At 42.9% G+C, this 19,252-nt stretch carries 22 protein-coding genes; 18 read left to right on the forward strand and 4 right to left on the reverse strand.

The features are described from left to right. Positions 1-7 precede the first annotated feature (7 nt). The 17 genes from hisC to BM293_RS01260 all read left to right on the forward strand — a co-directional run bounded on the left by hisC (position 8) and on the right by BM293_RS01260 (position 14,395). On the forward strand, positions 8-1,099 hold the full coding sequence (gene hisC, locus BM293_RS01180; protein WP_093446222.1) for a histidinol-phosphate transaminase: 1,092 nt from the start codon (positions 8-10) through the stop codon (positions 1,097-1,099). Then, the gene (locus BM293_RS01185; RefSeq protein WP_093446224.1) at positions 1,100-1,975 is read left to right on the forward strand and encodes a prephenate dehydrogenase; all 876 of its coding nucleotides are present in this window, start codon (positions 1,100-1,102) and stop codon (positions 1,973-1,975) included. Positions 1,976-2,013: 38 nt separating this feature from the next. After that, a complete protein-coding gene (aroA, locus tag BM293_RS01190; RefSeq protein WP_093446225.1) occupies positions 2,014-3,348 on the forward strand; it encodes a 3-phosphoshikimate 1-carboxyvinyltransferase in 1,335 nt (444 codons plus the stop codon). A gap of 3 nt (positions 3,349-3,351) precedes the next feature. Next, positions 3,352-4,011, forward strand: coding sequence for a (d)CMP kinase (cmk, locus tag BM293_RS01195; protein WP_093446227.1), 660 nt, complete (start codon positions 3,352-3,354; stop codon positions 4,009-4,011). Positions 4,012-4,123: 112 nt separating this feature from the next. Then, the gene (rpsA, locus tag BM293_RS01200) at positions 4,124-5,782 is read left to right on the forward strand and encodes a 30S ribosomal protein S1 (protein WP_093446229.1); all 1,659 of its coding nucleotides are present in this window, start codon (positions 4,124-4,126) and stop codon (positions 5,780-5,782) included. A 98-nt stretch (positions 5,783-5,880) separates the two neighbouring features. Then, on the forward strand, positions 5,881-6,186 hold the full coding sequence (locus BM293_RS01205) for an integration host factor subunit beta (RefSeq protein ID WP_093446231.1): 306 nt from the start codon (positions 5,881-5,883) through the stop codon (positions 6,184-6,186). Positions 6,187-6,199: 13 nt separating this feature from the next. Further along, on the forward strand, positions 6,200-6,559 hold the full coding sequence (locus tag BM293_RS01210) for a lipopolysaccharide assembly protein LapA domain-containing protein (RefSeq protein ID WP_093446233.1): 360 nt from the start codon (positions 6,200-6,202) through the stop codon (positions 6,557-6,559). Between the two features lie 13 nt (positions 6,560-6,572). Next, positions 6,573-7,277, forward strand: coding sequence for an orotidine-5'-phosphate decarboxylase (gene pyrF / locus BM293_RS01215; protein WP_093446235.1), 705 nt, complete (start codon positions 6,573-6,575; stop codon positions 7,275-7,277). 166 nt (positions 7,278-7,443) lie between these two features. Continuing rightward, the gene (gene rpsF / locus BM293_RS01220; RefSeq protein ID WP_093446237.1) at positions 7,444-7,791 is read left to right on the forward strand and encodes a 30S ribosomal protein S6; all 348 of its coding nucleotides are present in this window, start codon (positions 7,444-7,446) and stop codon (positions 7,789-7,791) included. Between the two features lie 18 nt (positions 7,792-7,809). Continuing rightward, positions 7,810-8,037, forward strand: coding sequence for a 30S ribosomal protein S18 (gene rpsR / locus BM293_RS01225; protein ID WP_093446239.1), 228 nt, complete (start codon positions 7,810-7,812; stop codon positions 8,035-8,037). Between the two features lie 11 nt (positions 8,038-8,048). Beyond that, positions 8,049-8,945: a DUF2232 domain-containing protein gene (locus BM293_RS01230; RefSeq protein WP_093446241.1), complete on the forward strand. Its 897-nt coding sequence runs from the start codon at positions 8,049-8,051 to the stop codon at positions 8,943-8,945. A gap of 11 nt (positions 8,946-8,956) precedes the next feature. Further along, entirely contained in the window at positions 8,957-9,403 is a 447-nt protein-coding gene (gene rplI, locus BM293_RS01235) for a 50S ribosomal protein L9 (RefSeq protein ID WP_093446243.1), read from the forward strand. Positions 9,404-9,500: 97 nt separating this feature from the next. Beyond that, positions 9,501-10,934 (forward strand): replicative DNA helicase, encoded by a 1,434-nt coding sequence (dnaB, locus tag BM293_RS01240; RefSeq protein WP_093446245.1) that lies wholly within the window; start codon positions 9,501-9,503, stop codon positions 10,932-10,934. 11 nt (positions 10,935-10,945) lie between these two features. Next, positions 10,946-12,025, forward strand: coding sequence for an alanine racemase (gene alr, locus BM293_RS01245; protein ID WP_093446247.1), 1,080 nt, complete (start codon positions 10,946-10,948; stop codon positions 12,023-12,025). Continuing rightward, positions 12,015-12,608, forward strand: a complete 594-nt coding sequence (locus BM293_RS01250) for an NUDIX domain-containing protein (RefSeq protein ID WP_093446249.1) — start codon at positions 12,015-12,017, stop codon at positions 12,606-12,608. Before alr ends, BM293_RS01250 begins: the two co-directional genes overlap by 11 nt. A 3-nt stretch (positions 12,609-12,611) precedes the next feature. Further along, positions 12,612-13,046 (forward strand): hypothetical protein, encoded by a 435-nt coding sequence (locus BM293_RS01255; RefSeq protein WP_234968851.1) that lies wholly within the window; start codon positions 12,612-12,614, stop codon positions 13,044-13,046. Next, positions 13,043-14,395 (forward strand): MATE family efflux transporter, encoded by a 1,353-nt coding sequence (locus BM293_RS01260; RefSeq protein ID WP_093446250.1) that lies wholly within the window; start codon positions 13,043-13,045, stop codon positions 14,393-14,395. Before BM293_RS01255 ends, BM293_RS01260 begins: the two co-directional genes overlap by 4 nt. Position 14,396: 1 nt before the next feature. Here BM293_RS01260 and BM293_RS01265 read toward each other — a convergent pair whose 3' ends face one another. After that, on the reverse strand, positions 14,397-14,585 hold the full coding sequence (locus BM293_RS01265) for a hypothetical protein (RefSeq protein WP_093446252.1): 189 nt from the start codon (positions 14,583-14,585) through the stop codon (positions 14,397-14,399). 147 nt (positions 14,586-14,732) lie between these two features. On the opposite strand from BM293_RS01265, the gene BM293_RS01270 reads away from it, so the two are divergent. Then, entirely contained in the window at positions 14,733-16,028 is a 1,296-nt protein-coding gene (locus tag BM293_RS01270; RefSeq protein WP_093446253.1) for an SPOR domain-containing protein, read from the forward strand. 1 nt (position 16,029) lies between these two features. On the opposite strand, the gene BM293_RS01275 is transcribed toward BM293_RS01270, so the two are convergent. From BM293_RS01275 to BM293_RS01285, 3 genes are read right to left on the reverse strand one after another with little or no spacing between them, the layout of a single operon-like run. Continuing rightward, entirely contained in the window at positions 16,030-17,592 is a 1,563-nt protein-coding gene (locus BM293_RS01275; protein ID WP_093446255.1) for a sensor histidine kinase, read from the reverse strand. Then, a complete protein-coding gene (locus tag BM293_RS01280) occupies positions 17,580-18,296 on the reverse strand; it encodes a response regulator transcription factor (protein WP_234968852.1) in 717 nt (238 codons plus the stop codon). Before BM293_RS01280 ends, BM293_RS01275 begins: the two co-directional genes overlap by 13 nt. Positions 18,297-18,304: 8 nt before the next feature. Then, the gene (locus tag BM293_RS01285) at positions 18,305-19,237 is read right to left on the reverse strand and encodes a cupin domain-containing protein (protein ID WP_093446258.1); all 933 of its coding nucleotides are present in this window, start codon (positions 19,235-19,237) and stop codon (positions 18,305-18,307) included. Positions 19,238-19,252 lie beyond the last annotated feature (15 nt).

The raw sequence follows: 19,252 nt of genomic DNA on the forward strand, positions 1-19,252 counted from the left end.
CAAGCTTATGGCTATTGTTGATCAAGCCTTACCCCATATCACCAATATTAGCCCGTATATTCCTGGCAAACCCGTATCCGAGTTACAGCGTGAATTGGGTCTATCACAGATTACAAAATTAGCCTCTAATGAGAATCCACTGGGCGTGAGTACGAAGGTAGAGAAGGCCGCACAGGCCGCGCTCAAAACGCTGGGGCGCTATCCAGATGGCAATGCCTATTATCTACGTTCCGCGATTGCTGAGTTTACACAGCGCGCACTTGATGAAGTCATGGTAGGCAATGGCTCTAATGAATTGCTTGAGTTTGTAGGGCGTGTATTTGCAGGCCCTGGTGATGAAATTATCTTTTCGCAATATGCTTTTGCAGTTTATGCTATCACGGCTCAAATTGTTGGCGCTACGCCAGTGCAAGTGCCGGCCAAAGATTATGGCCATGATTTAGACGCAATGGCAGCGGCGATTACTTCTAAAACCAAGGTGATTTATTTAGCTAATCCAAATAACCCGACGGGCAGTTTTTTTAATGCGCAGGCTTTGGATGCCTTTATGCATAAAGTACCGGCTAATGTGGTGGTGGTTTATGACGAAGCCTATCTTGAGTATGTTGAACGGGATGATGCGCCATCGGGTCTTGAGTTATTAAACGCTTATCCCAATGTTATTGTCACGCGCACTTTTTCAAAAGCCTATGGTTTAGCAGCCCTGCGCGTTGGTTATTTACTAGCCCAGTCAGAGGTGGTGGGCTTGCTTAACCGTGTTCGCGCGCCCTTTAATGTTAATGAGTTATCCCAAGTTTGTGCAGTGGCTGCACTGGGTGACCAAGACTTTGTGACAGCATCAGTGGCGTTAAATAAGCAAGAGCGTGCTAAAGTCGAAGCGGCTATTAGTCAGATGGGCTATCATCCATTGCCCTCTGAAGGTAATTTTATATGTGTAGATATGGGAACCGATGCCGCCAATATTAATCAGCAATTACTAAAGTTAGGGGTTATTGTTCGCCCAGTGTCTAATTATGGCATGGCCAATTTTTTACGTATTTCTATAGGTACTGAGGCTGAAAATGCTCACCTGATTTCAGCTTTGGCACAGGTGAACTAATTGCATCAAATTCAACGTCTTACAGTTATAGGGGTAGGCTTAATAGGTGGTTCGTTTGCCCTTAAGCTTAGAGAACTAGGCCTAGTTCAAGATGTCGTTGGCTGCGGTCGCAACACTGACAATCTTGATAAAGCACTGGAATTAGGCGTGATTGATCATGCTGTTACCGATCCCACTGTTGCCGTCGCTGGAGCCGATCTTGTTTTATTGGCGGTTCCATTAGGAAGTATCGCGCCTATTTATCAACAAATTCAACCCTTTTTAGCGCCTAATGCCGTAATAACCGATGTAGGTAGTGCAAAAGCCAGTGTTATTAATGAAATAGCTGACTTGATAGGGGAATGTCCGACGCAATTTGTACCAGGGCACCCTATAGCTGGTCGAGAGCAGAGTGGGGTTGCTGCAGCGGATAATGAACTCTTTAAGGCACACCGTGTTATTTTGACGCCATTAGAACATACTTGTCCTGAAGCCTTGGCGCGTGTTAAAGCATTATGGCAAGCCGTTGGTGCACAGGTTTCAGAAATGACAGCCTGTTACCATGATGAGGTTTTTGCCGCAACCAGCCATCTACCTCATTTATTAGCATTTGCACTTGTTGATATGCTTAATGAGCATCCAGAACTGGGGAATGTGTTTCAGTACACAGCAGGTGGGTTTAGAGACTTCACCCGAATTGCATCGAGTGATGCCGATATGTGGCGAGATATTGCAGTTCAAAACCATCATGCTATTATCAAGTGGCTTGAAGCTTATCAGGCCGAACTTGCCAAACTTGCACAACTATTAACAACTCAAAATGGCGATGAACTTCATCAGTTGTTTAGCGCCGCAAAAGCGGCGCGTGATAAACATATTGTTAATCGCACTGCATAATATTTCTCAATTTAATTTTAAAAGTATTGATTAAGACTATGAAAAATTTACGTTTTATTGTACATCCTGGTGGAAAGCTAACTGGTCGTATCCGTGTGCCAGGTGATAAATCTATTTCACATCGCAGTATTATGCTGGGATCGCTTGCAGATGGGGTTACTGAGGTTAGCGGCTTTTTAGAGGGTGACGATGCCTTAGCAACATTGAAAGCTTTTCAGGCAATGGGTGTTGAGATAACGGGTCCTACTAATGGTAAGGTGACTATTAAAGGTGTCGGTATGAAAGGGCTAAAGCAGCCAGCAGACTCTTTGAATATGGGTAATTCTGGTACTTCAATGCGGTTGTTGAGTGGTATTGTCGCCGGCCAAGGCTTTAGCTGCACCCTAACGGGTGATGCCTCACTGAGCAAGCGCCCAATGAAGCGGGTTATTGATCCATTAACCTTGATGGGTGCAAAGATTGCAAGTCAAGATAAGGGCTTGCCCCCATTAACCATTCTGGGTTCAAGCCGACTTAAAGCCATTGATTACTCGCTTCCTATGGCGAGTGCTCAGGTTAAATCATGTGTGCTACTTGCAGGCCTTTATGCTGAAGGGGAGACCCGCGTGGTTGAACCAGCGCCTACCCGTGATCACACTGAGCGCATGCTGCGTGGCTTTGGGTATCAAGTAGAATCGACTAAGTTGGATGATTTAGCGACGGAAATTCGCTTGAGCGGCGGGGGTAAATTAACCGCGACGCAAATTGATGTGCCATCAGATATTTCATCGGCGGCTTTTTTTATGGTGGCGGCGTCGATTGCACCGGGTTCAGATCTTGTTATAGAGCATGTAGGGATTAACCCCACACGCACCGGTGTGATTGATATTTTGAAGTTGATGGGAGCTAATATTGTCCTTGAGAATGAGCGCGAAGTAGGGGGAGAACCTGTGGCGGACATTCATGTATGTGCAGCACAATTACAAGGTATTGCTATACCAGAGCATTTAGTGCCTTTAGCAATTGATGAGTTTCCTGTTCTTTTCGTGGCCGCATCGGCAGCAGAGGGACAAACTATTTTGACAGGTGCCGAAGAATTACGTGTAAAAGAATCGGACCGTATCCAAGTTATGGCTGATGCGTTACAGGCAGTCGGTATTGATGCCAAGCCAACAGCAGATGGCATGATTATTAATGGCGGTACTCAACGTCCTCAGTCCGCTGCAATAATCAGTCATCATGATCATCGTATTTCAATGGCGATGACAGTAGCAGGTTTGCGAGCAGTAGCCCCGATTAGTATTGATGACTGTGCAAATGTGAATACATCTTTCCCAAAATTTGTTGAGCTTGCGCAATCAATCGGTTTAATGGTAGAGGCCAAGGAGGCGTAATTAATGAGTAAAATCATTACGGTAGATGGTCCAAGTGGCGTCGGCAAGGGAACATTATGTCAACATTTATGTAAATTAACCGGCTTTCATTTTTTAGACAGCGGTGCGATATACAGAAGTCTAGCTTATGGTGCGATAGATCAAGCACTAACCGAGAATGATGAAACAAAACTTGTTGAGCTTGCGCAAACATTACCTGTTGTGTTTAAAGACACGAAGGTTTTCTACCAGGAAAAGGATATTAGCCTAGCGATTAGAAATGAAGACGTCGCTGCAATGGCATCGAAAGTCGCTGCCATTGCGCCAGTGCGTGCTGCCTTATTACAGCGCCAAAAAGATTTTGCGCAGCGGCCTGGGCTCGTCGCAGATGGCCGTGATATGGGAACCGTTGTTTTTCCGCATGCCGATTTAAAGCTTTTTCTGACCGCTTCTGCAAGAATTCGCGCAGAAAGACGTGTTAATCAGTTGAAAAATCAAGGTCTTACTGCTAACATAGATCAGATAATTTTTGATATTGAAGCGCGCGATGAGCGGGATCGTAATAGATCTGTGGCGCCACTCGTGCCAGCTGAAGATGCTTTTGAGATTGACACCACATCTCTGAATATTGAGCAAGTGGTTGAAAAAGCAGCAGAAATTATTAAACAACTCGATATACTTTAACTAGGATTGATGATTGGGGAATCAATCTAATCTAAACTGACCCGAGTAAACATATTTGTCCCCAATTGATTGTTTAATCGGCTATGTAAATTAAAATTTTGGTAATCCACTAATGAGCGAAACTTTTGCACAATTATTTGAAGAATCTCTTCAGCTTGACCGCTTCCAATCGGGTGCGTTAATTATTGGTACAGTTGTAAGCATTGATAAAGAAACCGTAATGGTTGATGCTGGCATGAAATCTGAGTCAGCAATCCCTAAAAAGCAATTCGAAGATGCCCAGGGTAATCTAGAAGTTGCAGTAGGTGATGAAGTTGAAGTATGCCTTGAAGCACTTGAAGATGGCTTTGGCGAAACCCGTTTATCACGTGAAAAAGCGAAGCGTGCTAAAACTTGGGATCGCTTGGAAGCAGCTATTGAAGATAACGAAACTGTTAACGGTCTTATCACTGGTAAAGTCAAAGGTGGCTTGACGGTCGATGTAGAAGGTGTACGTGGTTTCCTACCTGGCTCATTAGTGGATACTCGCCCAGTTCGTGACTTTGGCTTCCTTGAAGGTAAAGAAGTAGAGTTAAAACTTGTTAAAATCGACCGTAAGCGTAATAACGTTGTTGTGTCTCGCCGTGCCGTGATTGAGCAGGAAAACAGTGCTGAACGTGAAGCACTATTGGCGAATATGGAAGAAGGTTCTGTACTTAAAGGTATCGTTAAGAATCTTACTGACTACGGTGCCTTCATCGATTTGGGCGGCGTAGATGGTTTATTGCATATTACGGATATGGCATGGCGCCGAGTTAATCATCCATCTGAAATTGTACAAGTTGGTGATGAAATCGAAGTTAAGGTACTTAAGTTTGATAAAGAGCGTAACCGTGTGTCACTAGGTCTAAAACAAATGGAAGAAGACCCATGGTCAGATATGGTTGCTCGTTACCCAATCGGTTCTGAAACCGGTGGCAAGGTTGCTAATATCACTGACTACGGTGCGTTCATCGAAATCGAAGACGGCATTGAAGGTCTAGTACATACATCAGAGCTTGATTGGACAAACCGTAACATCCACCCATCTAAGGTTGTTCATTTGGGTCAAGAAGTACGTGTGAAGATCCTTGATGTTGATCAAGAGCGTCGTCGTATTTCTTTAAGTATTAAGCAATGTACTGTTAATCCATGGGAAGGCTTTGCCGCGACCCATAACAAGGGTGACAAAATTGCTGGCAGCATCAAATCTATCACTGACTTTGGTATCTTTATCGGTTTAGATGGTGGCATTGATGGTCTAGTTCACCTTACAGATATTTCTTGGGCACAAAATGGCGAAGAAGCTATTCGTGATTTCAAAAAAGGTGATGAATTAGAAACAATCATCCTTTCGATTGACCCAGAAAGAGAGCGTATTTCGCTAGGTCTTAAACAACTAGAACAGGATCCTTTCTCACAGTATGTTGCAGCTAACGGTAAAAATAGTATCGTTACCGGTGTTGTGAAAGCCGTTGATGAAAAAGGTGCAGTAATTGATCTTGCTGATGAAGTAGAAGGTTACCTACGTGCGTCAGAATTAAATGAAGACACACGTGATGCCTCTTCAGTGCTTAAAGTAGGCGACAAGGTTGAAGCGAAGATCACTAACATTGATCGTAAGAGCCGCAATCTATCGCTTTCTGTCAAAGCTAAAGATGCGCAAGAAGAAGCTGATGCGATTAAAGGTTACACATCTAATCAGGAAACAGCATCAAACACCTTAGGTGACTTGCTGAAAGGTCAGTTATAATTCTGACACTGTTCGTGAACAAACCAGCTTAAACGCTGGTTTGTTTTTTTACAAAGCAGCCTAGCTGTAATTTATGAACTGTTCGGAATGCCTGTCAAATGACTAAATCAGAGTTAATTGAACTCATTTCTCGTAAACAAACGCAACTCACTCACAATGATGTAGAATTAGCGGTAAACCAGATTGTTGATGTTATGATTGCTGCAATGGCTGCAGGCGAGCGCATTGAGATTCGTGGTTTTGGTAGCTTCAGTTTACATCATCGCCAAGCTAGGCTAGGGCGTAACCCTAAAACGGGTGAAACGGTTGCTTTACCTGAAAAGCGGGTGCCTCACTTTAAGCCAGGTAAAGAGTTACGTGAACGTGTAGATGAGTCTAAATTTCATGCTGATATACTTTGTTGATTAGGATAATGCCATGCGTCGTTTTATAAGCTTGATTAGTTTTGCACTCTTTTTGCTTCTAGGCGTTTCGTTGGCGTTATTTAATCCACACCCAGTGATGTTTGATTATTTTTTTGCTCAAGCATCACTGCCACTTTCTATTCTATTGGCGTTAAGTTTTTTAATTGGTTTATTTCTAGCTGGTCTACTACTAAGTACCAAACTTTGGGCTACCCAATGGCAGTTAAAAAAATCAATCAAAAAGCTTAAGCAGCAAGATGCTGAAATACTTCAGCTTAAAAAAAATATTAATCACCTAGAGGCGCAAGCAGAATTGCAGCATGTAGAGCCGCAGATTTCTGACGCTAAAGGCCTCGTGCAATCGCACCACTAAAATTGGCAATTCTATGGCAAAAACACCTTTTTCTCCTGTTATCGTAGCCCTTGATTTCCCTACTGTCGCTTTAGCCTTAGCGTTTGTTGATCGTCTAGATCCATCAGAATGTCGTCTTAAAGTGGGTAAAGAGCTATTTGCTTTAGGCGGACCAGATTTAGTGGTCGCGCTCCAAACAAGAGGTTTTGATGTTTTTGTTGATCTAAAGTATCACGATATTCCTACAACGGTCGCTAAAGCCTGTCGCGTTTTAAGTGATTTAGGGGTCTGGATGCTGAATGTGCATAGCCTAGGTGGACCTAAAATGATTCAAGCTGCGCGTGATGCGATTGAACAATCGGGACATCCTACTTGGCTTATTGCTGTCACGATCTTAACCAGTTTTGATCAGCAACAATTAAATGCTATTGGCTTGAAGGGTTCTGTTGCTGAAAATGTTAAACGTCTTGCTGGTTTAGCTGCATCATCTGGTGCACAGGGCGTAGTTTGTTCTGCGTTAGAGGCAGAGATGCTGCGTGCATCATTCGATCAAGATTTTCAACTGGTTACCCCTGGCATTCGTTTAGCAAATGCCAGGGCTGACGATCAGCATCGTATCATGACACCTGAAAATGCGATTCGTGCTGGTTCAAGCTACTTGGTGATCGGTCGTCCAATCACTCAAGCGGATGACCCTCTAGCGGTATTATCACAGATTAATCAAACCATTCTTAACTAGTCAAATATCTTGCCTTAGATATTGTTTAATCATGGGTTTTGGTTGCAAACCCATGTCTATCCTCTTATAATCACGCCTTTCGAGTTTTAGTGCTCGGATTCCTTGCTTCACTCAAACTTCTGCTTTGGCAGGTTGGGGAGGCTCTTTAGAACCAAAAGGAGAGACCATGCGTCATTATGAAGTAGTATTTTTAGTTCATCCAGATCAAAGTGAACAAGTACCGGCGATGATTGAACGTTACCGCGCAATCATCGAGCAAGATGGTGGTAAAGTCCACCGTTTAGAAGATTGGGGTCGTCGCCAATTAGCTTATACCATCGAGAAAGCCCACAAGGCACACTATATTCTAATGAATATTGAGTGTACGCAGGCGGCTTTAGACGAGCTAGATAGTGCGTTCTATTATAACGACGCTGTATTACGCAATATGTTTATTAAGCGTAATGAAGCGATTACTGAACCCTCATTAATCGCTGGCAAAAAAGATGATCGCAATGAAGCGGTTAGCGCTTAATAATTAAGGAGTTGTAACATGGCTAGAAATTTTGGACGTAAAAAGTTTTGTCGCTTTACTGTAGATAATGTAAAAGAAATTGACTACAAAGACTTGGATACCTTGAAGGCCTACATTACTGAAACAGGCAAAATCGTACCCAGTCGTATTACAGGTACGAGCGCAAAGTATCAACGTCAATTAGCGACCGCTATCAAGCGCGCACGTGTATTGGCGTTATTGCCTTATACAGATCAACATAAATAATTGTTAAAACCATGATTGCCTTAGCCAATTATGTAATGCGCGGTCCGCTGCAAGCCTATGGCGTAGTGGTAATGGCCGCAATTTTGGCTATTTTCTTCAGTCCCATAGGTATTCTAGCTGGGATTGTTATTGCCTTGGTTACGCTGCGGGTTGGCGTAATTGATGGCGCCAAGACCATGGCTGCGGCAGCGCTGGTGCATTTGATTTTAACCTCGTTTATGAGTGGCAGTTTTGCACCAGGCCTGGTTGTTGTGATCGAGTTTATGTTACCCATTTGGGTGATTGCTGTTGTTCTTCGCAATACGAACTCGTTAGGCTTAGCACTTCAGGCTACTGCGTTCTTAGCGGGTGCCGGTCTTGTGCTAGCCCACCTAATGATAGGCGATTTAGCACAATGGTGGCTAAATTTATTCAATGAAGTAGCGCGCCCAATGCTTGAAGAAGCAGGTGTGAGCTATCCCATTGAAACGATTGAACAAATGACAAAGATGATTACGATGTTGCTTGCTATGTTTGCGGCATTGTTATGGTTCGGTCAGGTTCTAATTGCGCGTTGGTTACAGGCCGCACTCTATTACCCAGGGCAGTTTCAAAAGGATTTTCATCGTTTGACACTGCCAAAACCTGTGGCATGGACAACATTTGGCATTGCACTGGCGAGTTTGTTTATGAACGAATGGACTGGTGGTTTGTTAGGCAATTTATTTGGTTTATTAACAATAATTCTCATGTTTCAAGGTATTGCAATTATTCACCATGGGGTGCAAGTTAAACAAGCATCAAGTGGTTGGTTAGTTGCCATGTATATTTTATTGCTTGTGTTTCCACAAGCGGTTTTAGTTTTAGCAATCATCGGCATGGCGGATACATTCAGTGATTTTCGCAGCCGATGGGAGCCGAGTAATTAAAGGATTTCAGAATGAACGTTATTCTGCTAGAAAAAGTACAAAACTTAGGTGGGTTAGGTGAGCAAGTGACTGTTAAGTCTGGTTATGCGCGCAATTTCTTAATTCCACAAGGTAAAGCAAAACCTGCTACAAAAGACAATGTTGCTGAATTTGAAGCTCGCCGTGCAGAGTTAGAAAAAGAAGCCGCTGAAGCTTTAGCATCTGCTCAAGCTGTTTATGAAAAAATGAATGGTTTGGTAATTAAGGTTGAAGCAAGTGCCGGTGATGAAGGTAAGTTGTTTGGCTCTATTGGTACACAAGACATTGCTGATGCATTAAGTGCCTCAGGCTTTAGTGTAGAGCGTCGTCAAGTTCGTTTACCAGAAGGCCCTATGCGTCATACAGGTACATTCGAAATTGACATTCAATTACACACAGATGTAGTAGCTGCTGTCAATGTAGAAGTTATCGCTGCTTAAGCATTAATCTTTTACAGAAAAAACCGAGCAATGGCTCGGTTTTTTTTTGCCATGTCTTTTATAATGACTGTTTTTGTAAGGCTTATTCTCTTTTTCTATGAATCCTACGTCATCCAATGAACTCTTCAAGTTGCCACCTTATTCAGAAGAAGCAGAGCAGTCAGTTCTTGGCGCACTAATGCTGTCAAAAGATATATTTGATGATATTTTTGGCTTAATAAATGAGCAGGATTTTTATACCAAACAACACCAACTTATTTATAACGCTATTTATAGTCTAGCTCAGCGAAATAGTGCTGTTGATTTAGTGACACTGATTAGTCACTTAGAAAGTCAAAATCTGCTAGATGAGGTAGGGGGTCGTGATTATTTAGCTGACCTAGCCACTAACACGCCTGGACCGAGTAATGCGGTGTTTTATGCCCGCATAGTGCGTGACAAATCTATATTGCGTCAGTTAATTGCGGCGTCTAACGACATCGCATCATCTTGTTATAACAGTCAAGGTGCAACCACCCGCGATATATTAGACTCGGCTGAAGCCAAGATCCTGGCCATTGCCGAGCATGGTTCAGGTAAACAACGCCAATATATGACCATTGACGACTTACTTGGTAGTGCCATGATCCGTTTGGATGAAATTTTTAATACTGAAGGAAATATCACCGGTATTGCAACCCATCTAACCGCATTTGATGACATGACGTCGGGCTTACAACGTGGCGATTTAATTATTGTTGCTGGGCGTCCTTCGATGGGTAAAACAACCTTTTCTATGAATGTGGCTGAAAATGTAGCCACCAAAACGAAAGAGCCCGTTGCGGTTTTTAGTTTAGAGATGCCTGGCGAACAATTAGCCTTGCGTATGCTTAGCTCAATTGGCCGCATTGACTCTAAAAAAATGCGTACAGGCGATTTAAAGCCAGAAGATTGGAGCAATCTAAACTCAGCCGTTACACGCTTATCTTCATCGCAAATCTTTATTGATGATACCCCAGCGCTTTCTATTAACGAGTTGCGAGCGCGAGCAAGACGAATAGATAAAGATATCCGTGAGCAGCAACGTAAGGATGCGGCCGCAGCGGGTATTGCTGAAGATGAAGCTAAGATCAATGGCTTGAGTTTAATAGTGATAGATTACTTACAATTGATGCGCGGTTCAACCCAAACAGATAACCGTGTTAATGAGATTTCCGAAATATCCCGTGGTTTAAAAGCGCTTGCAAAAGAACTTAATATACCTGTGATTGCCTTATCCCAGCTTAATCGTAGTTTAGAACAACGTCCAAATAAGCGACCAGTGATGTCTGACTTACGTGAATCCGGTGCAATTGAACAGGATGCCGACTTAATCATCTTTATTTATCGAGATGAGGTTTACAATCCAGACAGTGAAGATAAAGGCACGGCGGAAATTATTATCGGCAAACACCGGAATGGGTCCATAGGAACACTAAGATTGACCTTTATTGGCCAATACACTCGCTTTGAAAATTTCGTTAATTTACATGATCAAGATAACCATTTTTAAAGACCCTTTTTATGACGCGACCTATTGAAGCTTTGATCAATTTGAATGCCCTTCAGCATAACCTGATACAGACTAAGAAAATAGTTGGTCAATCACGTGTATGGGCTGTAATTAAAGCTAATGGATATGGTCACGGGCTACTGCGCGTTGCAAAGGCATTAAATCAGGCTGATGGGTTTGCTGTGGCCTCAGTAGAGGAAGCCGTTACCTTAAGACAGGCTGGGTTTTTACATCCGATTCTGCTGCTAGAAGGCTTGTTTGACGCTGCTGAGTTACGTCTTGTGCTGCAGCACCGACTCGACATCGTGATACATAGTCAGCATCAGCTTGATTGGCTGCTATCTGATACCATTGAAGATCCGATTCATATTTGGCTAAAACTTGATACGGGTATGCATCGCTTAGGCTTTAATGACGAAGGCTTACATCAAGCTTTGTTTCGTCTTAAACATCATGCCCCGCATTTTAAATGCCATTTAATGTCTCATCTAGCCTGTGCAGAGCAGGTTCATTCACTAAATCAGTATCAACACCAACAACTTATTACTGCTAATGAACGTTACCAATATAGTTTAAGTTTGGCCAATTCTGCTGCGATTCAAACAGCACCCCATACGCATTTAAATTGGGTTAGACCAGGCATTATGCTGTATGGTGCTGGTATTTTAAAACCTCATACGCAAAACTTTAAGCCAGTGATGACCCTGGTCAGTCGTGTTATTGCGATTAAATGGATAGCCGAGGGTGAAGGGGTAGGCTATGGTCAAACTTGGCAAGCTACCCGGAAAACCTGTCTTGCAATCGTTGCGGTGGGTTATGGTGATGGTTATCCACGCCATGCAGAAAACGGCACGCCAGTGGTAATTAATAAAATTAGATGCCCACTTGTTGGACGGGTATCGATGGACATGATTACCGTTGATATTACTGATCATGCGAATGACATTCATTTGAATGATCCAGTGGAGCTGTGGGGGGAGCAGTTATCTGTAGATGAGGTTGCGCATCATGCAAACACTATTGGCTACGAACTCCTGTGCGGTATTACCCAGCGCGTCAAAATTAAAGAGCTAACTCAAGATGCAATATAAAGTAACACTTACCCATAGTGAACGTGCCTATGAGGGGTTTTTTCATTTAGACCGTTTGACTTATCGCCATAGTTTATATGCCGGGGGTCTTAGCCAACCGATTACCAGAGAATTGTTTCAGCGCGGCGAGGCCGTAGTCGTCTTGCTCTATGATCTTGAAGCACAACAACTCGTATTGGTTGAACAATGTCGGGCAGGGGCGTTAGCACATTTTCAAGATCAGCAGGCCTGGTTACTTGAACCCGTTGCAGGCATGATTGATGAAGGTGAAACAGCAATAGAGGCTGCGGTTAGAGAGGTGAAAGAAGAAGCGGGCTGCACGCTTGAACCTGATCAATTTCAATTTGTTGGTCAATTTTTTCCGAGTCCTGGCGGATCAAGCGAAATTCTGCATTTATTTGCTGCAGCAGTAAGCGTGGCGAATTTACCCAAATTTGCAGGCAACCAACAAGAAGTAGAAGACATACGATTAGTTACCCTTGATTTTCAGCAGGCAAGACAGGCTATCGAACAGGGTAAGCTCAATGTGGCTAGTACTTGGATTGCCTTACAGTGGTTTATATACCAATATTGGGGGAAATAGACTTTGTTAGAAAAGTTCAGATACGCAAAACCGGGTCCCACACTCCATAAACTCATGTCGATTATTGCTTGGCTCGCGGCTATTGCTTGGTTATATTTCACGCTGATCAGTCATGCGTTTATAGCACGTATCTTTACCGGCCAAACGGATTTGTTGGACTTAATACTAGGCCTGCCGCTTATTTTATCTTTAGCGGTTGTGATTTATGCCATGGCCTATTGGGCAACTAAAATCCTCGTGATTTATTGGAAACCTCATTGGCTTGCTTTTCCAGATGATCATTATGATGAATTTTGGCCGGATCCTAATGCGCCTGATAATACCTCAGAAACAACCGATTCCTGCGATTTAAACGCGAAAAATCAAGATAAAACTGATGCAGACTCAGCAAGATATGATGCAGTAAAAGATCACAAAAAAAGCCATAAAAGCAAATGATTTCAACAATCTACTGGCTTGAGTTAAATAAAATATTACGGCTAGCTTGGCCCATTTTAATCGCACAGCTTGCCCTGACAGGTTTAGGTGTGGTCGATACATTGATGTCAGGTTGGGTGGGCGTTGAAGATCTAGCTGCAATTGGTCTCGGTACCAGTATTTTACTGCCCGTGTTTATGTTTGCCACCGGTGTTTTGCTTGCTTTGACACCACTGACAGCGAAAGCATTAGGTGAAAATCAACCCCATAAAATCGCTACTCAGCTTCACCAAGGATTGTGGATCGCTATTCCAATTGGCTGGATTTGCGCGTTAATAATGTGGTTCCCGCATCCTTTGCTCAATTTATTGCAGCTTGATGAACGTGTTTATGAGCTGACGGTGGGATATTTATTTTGGGCAGCATTTGGCTTACCCGGAGTAACACTTTATCAGGTCTATCGTTTTTACTGGGAAGGGCTGGGCAAAACACTGCCTACACTTAGCTTCAGTGTCGCTGCTTTAATATTGAATATCCCTTTAAATGCCTTGTTTATCTTTGGATGGGGACCTATTGATGGTATGGGCGCAGTGGGGGCTGGTGTAGCGACCGCTATTGTGATGTGGTCGATGTTTTTTGTCGCCTTAATTTATGTACGCTTACATAAAGACTTCATACCCTATCGTCTTAATAAAGTACATAAACCAAGTTGGCGACAGGGTATTCAACCGATTTTGTGGCTAGGAATACCCATGGCATTTTCATTGTTATTTGAAGTCGGCATGTTTACTTTTATTGTGTTTTTTATTGCACCACTTGGCACAATTATTATTGGTGCACATCAAATTGCAATTAGTTTTACCTCGTTGTTATTTATGTTTCCGTTAAGTTTTGCAATGGCATTAACCATTAGAGTAGGCTATGCCTATGGACAGCGTGATTTGCAATTAATCGGCAAACTACTAAGGATGGGACTGGTAAGTGCATTTATTCTTGGGTTACTCTTATCCATCTTTACACTTACTAGCAGCCAGTATATTGTCCGTGCCTACACACAAAACCCAGACGTCATGGCCGTGGCCTTAATCCTATTTATTTTTGCAGCGGCTTATCAGGTCTTTGATGCCATACAAGTCACGGCGGCAGGTGCATTACGCGGTCTGCAGGATACGCAAGTGACCATGTGGGTAACTCTATTAAGTTACTGGATAATAGGCCTAGGACTGGGTTATTGGCTGGCGTTTATGCCCGATAGATTCGAACCTATGGGCGTGTTTGGGTTTTGGACGGGAATAATTATTGGGTTATCACTCGCTGCCTTATTGTTATTCTGGCGTTTGCGATGGTTGTTTAAACGACTTGTTGTGTAGTTTAGGCATCGTCGTTATTTGATTGTTTGGTGCTCAGCGATTCAACACGTTCCTTTTCTCTTGCATCATTCTTAAAAAACCAATAAAGTCCCAAAATAACACTCGTTACGATGGAAATGGCAATGACAGAGCCAAGCAACATGATACCCATGGCTTCAAAAACGTGACTTAATGTTATGTTCGTACCCATATAAATTTTGCTCAACTCCAGTAAAAAGTTTCATAAAGTAGTATTTTACAATAAAATACAGATGATAAATTTTAGAAATCATGCTGCCTGTCATTTAACCAAAATGGCGATCACTATTTAATTGAGTTAACACCACAGAGAGTCGCTATGTCTAAAAGTATTTCGCAACTTGCAGAAGAAGAACGCGCTAGACTATTAGAAGCTATTGAGACTCAAGCAAATCGCATCTCTACTAAACGCGATCCGGACCATACTGAGGTGAGCCTTTCAGATTGGCTTAATGCCGCAGAGAAAGTAATTCCACAATCAAACGAGTCTATTAAACCTGGTGCAAAGGTATATCAAGCAAGTCAACAGGAAACGACCGTAGCGAATAATAAAACGGAGCCGACTTGGGATGAGCTGTTTGATCAACAACCTAAAATGCACACCCGTGTTGCAACCGATCCAACGCCTTCGGCAACAAAAGCCACATCGAAAAAGCCGCGTCTAGCACGCTCTAATTCAGTAAAAAATTCTATAAAAAATCCGGCTAAAACTGGACCTTATTTTGGTGTTGTTGTGATGTTAGGTCTATTGTTAGCCATGACCGGTATCCTCTATTTAGCATACTTAATTATTAACGAAGAATTTGAACGATTTGAAACCATTTTAGTAGAGCAAGAAGCACAGATTTTGCAGCTAGAAACTCAGCTAATGGATACGCAGATGCTGCTAGAAGATCATGAAGATGCGCCAATCGTTATCAGTTTAATGGAACGATTGGCGGTATTAGAGGCATCGCAACCTATTTTGGGGCAGCCTTTGCCGGAGTCAGCTGTATCTCAAGAGCAACTAGACGCACTGGCAACAGCTCAGCAAAGATTACAGCAGCAACTTGAGCAAGCTTTAGCGACACCAACACCTCATTCACCACCGGATTTAATTGCACAACTTGACCAGCAGATCATCAAACGTATTCAAGAGCTGAGTCAACAGTCACCGCAGCATACAAATGGCTTGCCAGAGCTTGCTGAAATTGAAATTAGCGCCCCCAAGGCTCCCACCATGCCAACTGAACCAGTCATAGCCGAGGTTACGCTGACTGAGGAGCCCGCCAAAACCACTGAGGTTGCAGACGTCACAACCGCACCTTTGCATTCACCGCGGATCATGGATGATATTCGTTGGATAGAGCAACAGGCTGGATCGGATTTTGTCATTCAATTAGCAGCCATGGTGCAAGCAGAACGTTTAGAGCAGATAATCCGTCAACATAACTTAACCCAAAGTCAAACACGCATCTTGCCGCAAGTACGCAATGGACAGACACGTTATATCCTTATTATGGGTAGCTATGATCAGCGTCGACAAGCAGTTGAAAAAGCGGATCTCATTAAAGATCAAACTGGCATTACACCTTGGGTCAGACGCGTTAACGACATTAATAGCGCAGTCCGTTAGGTTAGCGTTTGTTCAAACAAGGTAAGATCACAGTAACGCATACGCCTGACAACTCAGACTTCGAGTAGTTATCTAAAACCAAATGGCCTTTATGTCGTTTGGCAATTAAATCAGCTAAATAAAGCCCCAAACCTAAATGCGGTTCATCTTGTGTTAATGAATGCTCAGATTTGTCTAATCGTTGACTAAAAAACTCGTTTCTTGGGTCAACACCCAATGGCCATTTAGGACCTGTGTTACAAATACTGATCGCTAAATAGGTGCCTTGCATATCATTTTTTTGTAACTGACAATTGATTTGAATAGGGCGCTGACCATTATGGAATGAGACAGCATTATCAATCAACTTATCAAAGAGCTGTTCGAGTAAATACCCATCCGCCATGATGTTGACTTCGGCTGAGTCTAAAGGTTTAAAGTCGATATGCTGTTGACCTAGATAGTCAACTACCTGATAAAAATAATCATTGATACGAGCTGAAATATTGAGGGGCTGAAGCTGCGTATCTGCAATACTTTGTTTAAGATTTTGTGCTTCAGTTAAGCGTTGTGTCAGCGTGGTAATTTGACTAACGGCACTTAATAATGGTCGTTTTTGCTGTTCATCAATATTTAACCGAGCTAATGCAAGGTTTAAACGATTAAGTGGATTGTGAAGTTCATGATTGAGTGTACTCGGTAATGTGTTTAGATAACGCTGGTAATCGGCTAACTGATTAAATAATGCCGCAATGCCCTCACTGAGCTCATTCACTTCATCTTTAATGGGCAGCTGTGGTGAATGATAGCAGGCCTGGTTATAAGCCCGCAAATGCATAACACCGTCGTTTAAACTTGCATGAACCTGTTTAATACGCCAAGACACATGCGCCGCCATCACTAAAACAGCCAGCCCCCATATTATTAACAGGAGCATTAAGCCAAATAGAAAAGGGGACAGGCCACTAATCGATCGGTCAACGAGTGTTGTCAAGGTTTGTTCAAAAACCACACTGCCTTGATGTTGCTGACCATCGCTAGGATCACTAAAAACAAAAGGCGCACTACTCATTAAGCTGGCTGGAAATAAACCTTCTTGACGAATGACTTGCAATGTTTCACCTTGTAGACTTTGACGAATAAATTGATCAACTGAATCTGTATTAATCTTATCAGCCTGTTGATAAATGGGTTGCCAATGCAGCAAAAATCTTTGCCAAAATGCATCGATACCCTTTGAAGGCTGCGGATTTAACCAGCCGTGAACTGAAAAGACTTGACCTTGCTGATTAACCAACCAGATAGCCTGATGATCAATATCTAATCCCAACGTCTGATGTAATTGGTCAAGCTGGTGAGACCAATACTCGTTAATTTGCTGTGATGTTTTATCTTGTGCTTCCAGTTTACTGGCTGCTAATAGACGAGCTAAGGTGTTAACTTGCTTTAAATCATCTGAAATTTGATTGCTAAGTTGTTGATTTTGAATATCAAAACTGAGTTTAAAAACAAGGGCAGGTAACAAGGCCAATAGTAGCACAACCCATGCGAATTGCTGTTTTAGTGAGGCCTTTATCGGCGCCATTTATAGCCTCTACCATAGACATTTTGAATGGCATCAAATTGTGTATCTACCTTTCGAAAGGCTTGCCTAATCCGACAAATATGCGTATTGATAGTATTGCGTTCAACAACGCCTTGGGTTGCATGACGCAGCGCATCATAAGTGACGACCGTTTCAGCTGGTTGATTAGCAAAGGCTGTCAGCATTTCAAATTCGGTTAATGTTAGTTGAATAGACTGGTTTTGCCAACTTACTTTGGCTTCATTAGTCACTATGGTGAGTCTAACATCTACGACAGATGATTCAGGTTCCAGTGTTTTAGCCATTAATCGACCCTGAGTAACTTGTAGCAAGTTATGGAGTTTCTGAACCAACAACGGAATAAACAAGGGTTTAGGAAGATAGTCTAGTGCCCCTAGTTGGTGTCCTTGCCAAATATCATCTGCATCACGACGCTCTGATAAAAAAATAATAGGTAGCGATGGGCATTGCTGGCGAATTGTTTTAGCAAGCATAAAACCACCATCAAATTCATGGCCCAAAATAATATCGCTGATTAAAATAACGATGTGATGTGCGTCAAAATGCGCTAAGGCCTGCTGAGCATTGTTGGCACACAACACTCGAAATTGGGCTTGGTGTAAAGCCTCAGAAATTGCTTCTGCTTGGTTGGGGTCATCTTCAACAAGTAACACCCAACCTTGCTCAGGTATTGGATTATTCAACGCCGGTGTTATTTTATATATTGAAAATCGAGTATTTGCATATTCATGATGAGTCCTGCATCTTGAATAGGCAATACAACCGCATCTACATCCGAAAGATTATGGTGTGAGTGCCACCAACCTGGTGGCGTGATAAAGACCGATCCAGCTACCCAAGGTGCTTTGATTGGGTCAACAATGGCACCGTTTTCGTCTAAAGATTTACCAATCATGGTATAGGTGTCGGGTCCGGCCGAAACCACATAATCAACCGCAATAGAATTGTGACGATGCGGTTTTTGCACAATCCCAGCAGGCAAGGCATTATACAGTGACCACAAAGTATGGGTTAACGTCATCGTTAATGGGAAATGTGGGTTGGATAATAACACGCCAGTGCGGTTGCGCCCGGTACCTTCTGCGCGCACTTTTGCTAATTCGGCATTCAGCACATCTTTTGTATAGAGAACAGGCTCAAAGCGTTGTTGCTTCGGCATAACACCCAGATAATCTAATAAAGGTTGATCATGCACCCAATAGAGCGCACTATCGGTACTGGCACTATGAAGGGCATCAGGAACGGCGGGCAGGGTAAATAAGTCGCCTTCTTGCCATTCAATGGTGCCATGTTGCATTTGAGTACGCCCCGAACCGCTAATCACATAAAACATTTGTGAGGTAGCTTGTGCATCCGTACGCAGTGATGTTCCTTCTAAGATGCGAATAAAGTTGGCCATAAGGTTAGGCGTGCTGGCCGGATAAGCCGTCTCAAGTTGCGCACTTAAATCAAAGGGGATAACGCGGGTTGCACCTTGCTCATGTAACGTATGATCAAAGAAGTTGACATCAATTTTGGGCATCGGCGGATTCACTGCAGACATATACTCTTTAAATTCTGCATGCTGTTGCCATTGTTGCTGAGCTTGTTGTTGTATTTGTTCAATTGGCTGACGGCTTAACATAGTGCGATCCTCAGA

Source organism: Thiomicrospira sp. ALE5, assembly GCF_900112445.1.
In the GTDB taxonomy this organism is placed as follows: Bacteria; Pseudomonadota; Gammaproteobacteria; order Thiomicrospirales; family Thiomicrospiraceae; genus Thiomicrospira.

What these genes read in the sequence shown, in the direction of transcription:
- hisC (WP_093446222.1), top strand. Translation starts at nt 8, where the DNA reads ATGGCTATTGTTGATCAAGCCTTACCCCATATCACCAATATTAGCCCG.
- aroA (WP_093446225.1), top strand. Translation starts at nt 2,014, where the DNA reads ATGAAAAATTTACGTTTTATTGTACATCCTGGTGGAAAGCTAACTGGT.
- cmk (WP_093446227.1), top strand. Translation starts at nt 3,352, where the DNA reads ATGAGTAAAATCATTACGGTAGATGGTCCAAGTGGCGTCGGCAAGGGA.
- rpsA (WP_093446229.1), top strand. Translation starts at nt 4,124, where the DNA reads ATGAGCGAAACTTTTGCACAATTATTTGAAGAATCTCTTCAGCTTGAC.
- BM293_RS01205 (WP_093446231.1), top strand. Translation starts at nt 5,881, where the DNA reads ATGACTAAATCAGAGTTAATTGAACTCATTTCTCGTAAACAAACGCAA.
- BM293_RS01210 (WP_093446233.1), top strand. Translation starts at nt 6,200, where the DNA reads ATGCGTCGTTTTATAAGCTTGATTAGTTTTGCACTCTTTTTGCTTCTA.
- pyrF (WP_093446235.1), top strand. Translation starts at nt 6,573, where the DNA reads ATGGCAAAAACACCTTTTTCTCCTGTTATCGTAGCCCTTGATTTCCCT.
- rpsF (WP_093446237.1), top strand. Translation starts at nt 7,444, where the DNA reads ATGCGTCATTATGAAGTAGTATTTTTAGTTCATCCAGATCAAAGTGAA.
- rpsR (WP_093446239.1), top strand. Translation starts at nt 7,810, where the DNA reads ATGGCTAGAAATTTTGGACGTAAAAAGTTTTGTCGCTTTACTGTAGAT.
- BM293_RS01230 (WP_093446241.1), top strand. Translation starts at nt 8,049, where the DNA reads ATGATTGCCTTAGCCAATTATGTAATGCGCGGTCCGCTGCAAGCCTAT.
- rplI (WP_093446243.1), top strand. Translation starts at nt 8,957, where the DNA reads ATGAACGTTATTCTGCTAGAAAAAGTACAAAACTTAGGTGGGTTAGGT.
- dnaB (WP_093446245.1), top strand. Translation starts at nt 9,501, where the DNA reads ATGAATCCTACGTCATCCAATGAACTCTTCAAGTTGCCACCTTATTCA.
- alr (WP_093446247.1), top strand. Translation starts at nt 10,946, where the DNA reads ATGACGCGACCTATTGAAGCTTTGATCAATTTGAATGCCCTTCAGCAT.
- BM293_RS01250 (WP_093446249.1), top strand. Translation starts at nt 12,015, where the DNA reads ATGCAATATAAAGTAACACTTACCCATAGTGAACGTGCCTATGAGGGG.
- BM293_RS01260 (WP_093446250.1), top strand. Translation starts at nt 13,043, where the DNA reads ATGATTTCAACAATCTACTGGCTTGAGTTAAATAAAATATTACGGCTA.
- BM293_RS01265 (WP_093446252.1), bottom strand. Translation starts at nt 14,585, where the DNA reads ATGGGTACGAACATAACATTAAGTCACGTTTTTGAAGCCATGGGTATC.
- BM293_RS01270 (WP_093446253.1), top strand. Translation starts at nt 14,733, where the DNA reads ATGTCTAAAAGTATTTCGCAACTTGCAGAAGAAGAACGCGCTAGACTA.
- BM293_RS01275 (WP_093446255.1), bottom strand. Translation starts at nt 17,592, where the DNA reads ATGGCGCCGATAAAGGCCTCACTAAAACAGCAATTCGCATGGGTTGTG.
- BM293_RS01285 (WP_093446258.1), bottom strand. Translation starts at nt 19,237, where the DNA reads ATGTTAAGCCGTCAGCCAATTGAACAAATACAACAACAAGCTCAGCAA.